This is a genomic window from Protofrankia sp. Cr1 (genome assembly GCF_963555865.1).
Taxonomy (GTDB): domain Bacteria; phylum Actinomycetota; class Actinomycetes; order Frankiales; family Frankiaceae; genus Protofrankia.
This window is the reverse complement of the sequence record NZ_CAUVXO010000065.1, coordinates 1-4,561: the sequence shown is the minus strand read 5'-3', so window position 1 is coordinate 4,561 and position 4,561 is coordinate 1. Positions and strand designations below refer to the sequence as shown.

3 protein-coding genes are annotated in these 4,561 nt (G+C 66.4%); all 3 read left to right on the top strand.

All coding sequences use genetic code 11. The annotated features are described in order from the left end of the window. On the top strand, positions 1–399 hold a 399-nt coding region (locus tag U9980_RS08365; protein ID WP_322767411.1), incomplete at its 5' end, for a (2Fe-2S)-binding protein. A gap of 523 nt (positions 400–922) precedes the next feature. Then, positions 923–3,427 (top strand): ATP-dependent Clp protease ATP-binding subunit, encoded by a 2,505-nt coding sequence (locus U9980_RS08360; protein ID WP_322749790.1) that lies wholly within the window; start codon positions 923–925, stop codon positions 3,425–3,427. A 157-nt stretch (positions 3,428–3,584) separates the two neighbouring features. Next, positions 3,585–4,561: fibronectin type III domain-containing protein (locus U9980_RS08355; protein ID WP_322767410.1), on the top strand; the 977-nt coding region annotated here is incomplete at its 3' end.

Sequence of the window (4,561 nt, the reverse complement as noted above, 5' to 3'; positions counted from 1 at the left end):
TTAGTAACCAACCTGGTCGAGCATCTGGAGCCACTGGTCCTGGCGCTACGGCCGCGGGCGCGCCTGGGCCTGCCCGCGCTGTGGGGTGCGGTGGCCACGCAGTGCGGCCGTGCATTCCTGCTGACGGAGCGGGTGACCGGGGATCCCGACATCGGCCGGATGGAGGCGGATGCCTTTTTCGCCCTGGCCTGCCCGCCGATGCGTGCCCGCCCGACGTGGTCCGATTTCACCCACCGGGGTCGGCGGCAGACGGCGATGCGCCGGGGTTCGTGCTGCCTCGTCCACCGGATGAGCGGCCAGTACTGCACGACCTGCCCATTCACGTCCGATTCGGAACGCGAGCGACGCCTTCGCGAGTGGATAGATACCCAAGGTGACGAAGGGTTGGCGGTTGGCTAACGCCGCCACCACCAGGACCGATTTGCTCGTGTTTCCCGCTGGGCCGCCGCGGGGCCACCCGATGGTCATCACTTGCCGTCCGCTCGGTGACATATACAATTGGCTACTGTAGCGTAGACATCGAGTAAGATTTTTCATTCTCTGCGCAATGGTATAACTCCGAAGCGCACAACATATTACTTTCAGCGACCATCGGCAGGCGGTTGAAGTATGGACCCAGGCGGGTCGCCACCGACGATCGGGGCCGTCCCGGTCTCCCGGTGCGGGGGCTCGCCAGCACGGTAACCATCAGATTTCGTTCTGCTCTCGGCGGAACAGCGGGACGGAATCGGTCCGGGTCAGCCACCGTTGGCTCAAGCGTCTTCGCTGGTGGATCGGCTACCTCAGTCGGTCCGCCGTCCACAAGGGAGAGGGCGGGGCCGGCGGGAAGGTTTCCGTTCGATGCGTGGGGACATGCATCGGCGGAGCTAGCATGCGGATACCGACTGCCGTGTGGTCGGTCGCACCGCTCGAAGGAGCGCACATGTTCGAGAGATTCACCGACCGGGCACGTCGGGTCGTCGTCCTGGCTCAGGAAGAAGCCAGGATGCTCAACCACAACTACATCGGAACCGAGCACATCCTGCTCGGACTGATCCACGAGGGGGAGGGCGTCGCCGCCAAGGCGCTTGAGTCGCTCGGTATCTCCCTCGAGGGTGTTCGGTCACAGGTCGAGGAGATCATCGGGCAGGGCCAGCAGGCCCCGAGTGGGCACATCCCGTTCACTCCGCGTGCCAAGAAGGTGCTGGAGCTGTCCCTGCGGGAGGCCCTGCAGCTCGGCCACAACTACATCGGAACCGAGCACATCCTGCTCGGACTGATCCGCGAGGGCGAAGGCGTGGCCGCGCAGGTGCTGGTCAAGCTCGGAGCCGACCTCAACCGGGTTCGCCAGCAGGTCATCCAGTTGCTGAGCGGATACCAGGGCAAGGGCGACCCCGCGACCGCCGGCGCGCCGTCGGAGGGCACTCCGTCGACCTCGCTCGTCCTCGACCAGTTCGGGCGCAACCTCACGGCCGCAGCGCGCGAATCCAAACTCGACCCGGTGATCGGGCGCGAGAAGGAAATCGAGCGCGTCATGCAGGTGCTGTCGCGCCGGACCAAGAACAACCCGGTGCTGATCGGCGAGCCCGGAGTCGGCAAGACCGCGGTCGTCGAGGGGCTGGCGCAGGCGATCGTCAAGGGCGAGGTGCCCGAGACGCTCAAGGACAAGCAGCTGTACACCCTCGACCTCGGTGCGCTGGTCGCGGGCTCCCGCTACCGCGGTGACTTCGAAGAGCGCCTGAAGAAGGTCCTCAAGGAGATCCGTACCCGCGGCGACATCATCCTGTTCATCGACGAGCTGCACACCCTCGTCGGCGCGGGTGCCGCGGAGGGCGCGATCGACGCCGCGTCCATCCTCAAGCCGATGCTGGCGCGTGGTGAGCTGCAGACGATCGGTGCCACCACCCTGGACGAATACCGCAAGCACCTGGAGAAGGACGCCGCGCTCGAACGGCGCTTCCAGCCCATCCAGGTCGCGGAGCCGTCGGTGGCACACACCATCGAGATCCTCAAGGGCCTGCGCGACCGGTACGAGGCACACCACCGCGTGTCGATCACAGACGGTGCCCTGGTTGCGGCCGCATCCCTGGCGGACCGCTACATATCCGACCGGTTCCTGCCGGACAAGGCGATCGACCTCATCGACGAGGCCGGTTCGCGGATGCGCATCCGCCGGATGACCGCGCCGCCGGACCTGCGCGAGTTCGACGAGCGCATCGCGAACGTCCGCCGGGACAAGGAGTCCGCGATCGACGCGCAGGACTTCGAGAAGGCCGCGTCCCTGCGTGACCGGGAGAAGACCCTGCTCGCCGAGAAGGCCAAGCGGGAGAAGGAATGGAAGGCCGGCGACATGGACGTCGTCGCCGAGGTGGGTGACGAGGAGATCGCCGAGGTCCTGGCGATCTGGACCGGCATCCCCGTGTTCAAGCTCACCGAGGAGGAGACGGCCCGCCTGCTGCGTATGGAGGACGAGCTGCACCGTCGCGTCATCGGCCAGCAGCAGGCCATCAAGGCGGTCTCCCAGGCGATCCGGCGTACCCGCGCGGGCCTGAAGGATCCCAAGCGTCCCGGTGGCTCGTTCATCTTCGCCGGCCCCTCGGGTGTCGGTAAGACCGAGCTCTCCAAGACCCTGGCGGAGTTCCTGTTCGGCGACGAGGACTCGCTGATCCAGCTCGACATGAGCGAGTACATGGAGAAGCACACGGTCTCGCGGCTGGTGGGTTCCCCGCCCGGCTATGTCGGGTATGAGGAAGGCGGCCAGCTCACCGAGCGGGTCCGGCGCAAGCCGTTCTCGGTCGTCCTGTTCGACGAGGTCGAAAAGGCCCACCCGGATGTGTTCAACACCCTCCTGCAGATCTTGGAGGACGGTCGCCTGACCGACTCCCAGGGCCGGCTGGTGGACTTCAAGAACACTGTTCTGATCATGACCTCGAACCTGGGCACCCGGGACATCTCCAAGGGCCCCGGCATCGGCTTCGCGACCGGACAGGGCGCCATCGACTACGAGCGGATGAAGGCGAGGGTCCAGGACGAGCTCAAGCAGCACTTCCGACCCGAGTTCCTCAACCGGATCGACGACATCATCGTCTTCCACCAGCTGTCCGAGGCTGAGATCATCCAGATCGTCGACCTCATGCTGGCCCGGGTGGACATCCAGCTCAAGAACAAGGACATGGCTCTCGAGCTGACGCCCGCGGCCAAGATGCTGCTGGCCAAGAAGGGCTACGACCCGGTGCTGGGCGCCCGGCCGCTGCGCCGGACGATCCAGCGGGAGATCGAGGACGTCCTGTCCGAGAAGATCCTGTACGGGACACTCAAGCCCGGCGAAATCGTCGTGGGTGACGTGGAGGGCGAAGGGGAGACCGCGAAGTTCATCTTCCGCGGTGAGCCCAAGCCGAACCAGGTGCCCGACGCTCCTCCCATCGATCTGGCCAAGTCCACCGAGTAAGAGCGCCCGGCCACGCCGGCCGGGATGTGACGTAGCTCGTCGGCAAGGGGCGGCTCCGCTGTGGCGGGGCCGCCCCTTGCGGCATGCTGCCGGTGATGGTGATGGCGATGCATCCCACAAACCGACCCCGAGCCTTTCGCGGCATGGAGGACAGCAGGTGGCTCCGCGTACGGGAACTCCCGTCGAACACATCCATCTGACGTTCGGGTCGGAGCCGGCCAGATCAATGGCCGTGTCGTGGACAACGCCGGGCGTGGTGGGCCACCCCCGGGTACGGTTCGGTCCCACCGCGGGCGGTCCCACCGCGGGCAGTCTCGATCGCGAGGTGCCCGCCATCACCCGGGTGTACACCGACGCTGTCACCGGTGTGGAGGTAATCAGTCACCATGCCCTGCTCACAAACCTCGAACCGGACTCCATGTACCTGTACGAGGTCCACCATGACCGGATCGCCCGCGTCGAGGGTGGAACGCTGCGGACGGCACCCGCCGATCGGGCGAGATTCACGTTCACCTGCTTCGGGGACCAGGGCACATCCGCGGCCTACGACCCGCTCGGCACCCCGGCGTCCGGACATGTCGTGGCCGGTATCGAACGAATTGGTCCACTTTTCACCCTGGTCGCCGGCGATCTGTCGTACGCGAACCACCGCAGCGACCCGCTGCGGGCATGGTCCGACTGGTTCAGCATGATCAGTACGTCGGCCCGGCACCGCCCGTGGATGCCCGCCGCCGGCAATCACGAGGTCGAGCGCGGGAACGGGCCGCACGGACTGACGGCCTATCAGAGCCGATTCCTGCTGCCCGACAACAGTGAGCCCGCCGACACGCGGGTCGCCGAGGGTGAGATCGCCGCCGGCACCGATCCGGATGTCGCCGGCCTGTGGTACGCCTTCACCGTATCGAACGTGCGTTTCGTCATTCTGCAGAACGACGATGTCTGCTATCAGGACGCCGGCATGGTGTACATCCGCGGATACAGCGGCGGCCGGCAGCGGGCATGGCTCACCCGAACCCTGCGTGACGCCCGAGCCGACCCGGACATCGACTGGATCATCGTCTGCATGCACCAGACCGCCGTGTCGAGCGCCGAGCACCACAACGGCGCGGACCTCGGCATCCGGCAGGAGTGGCT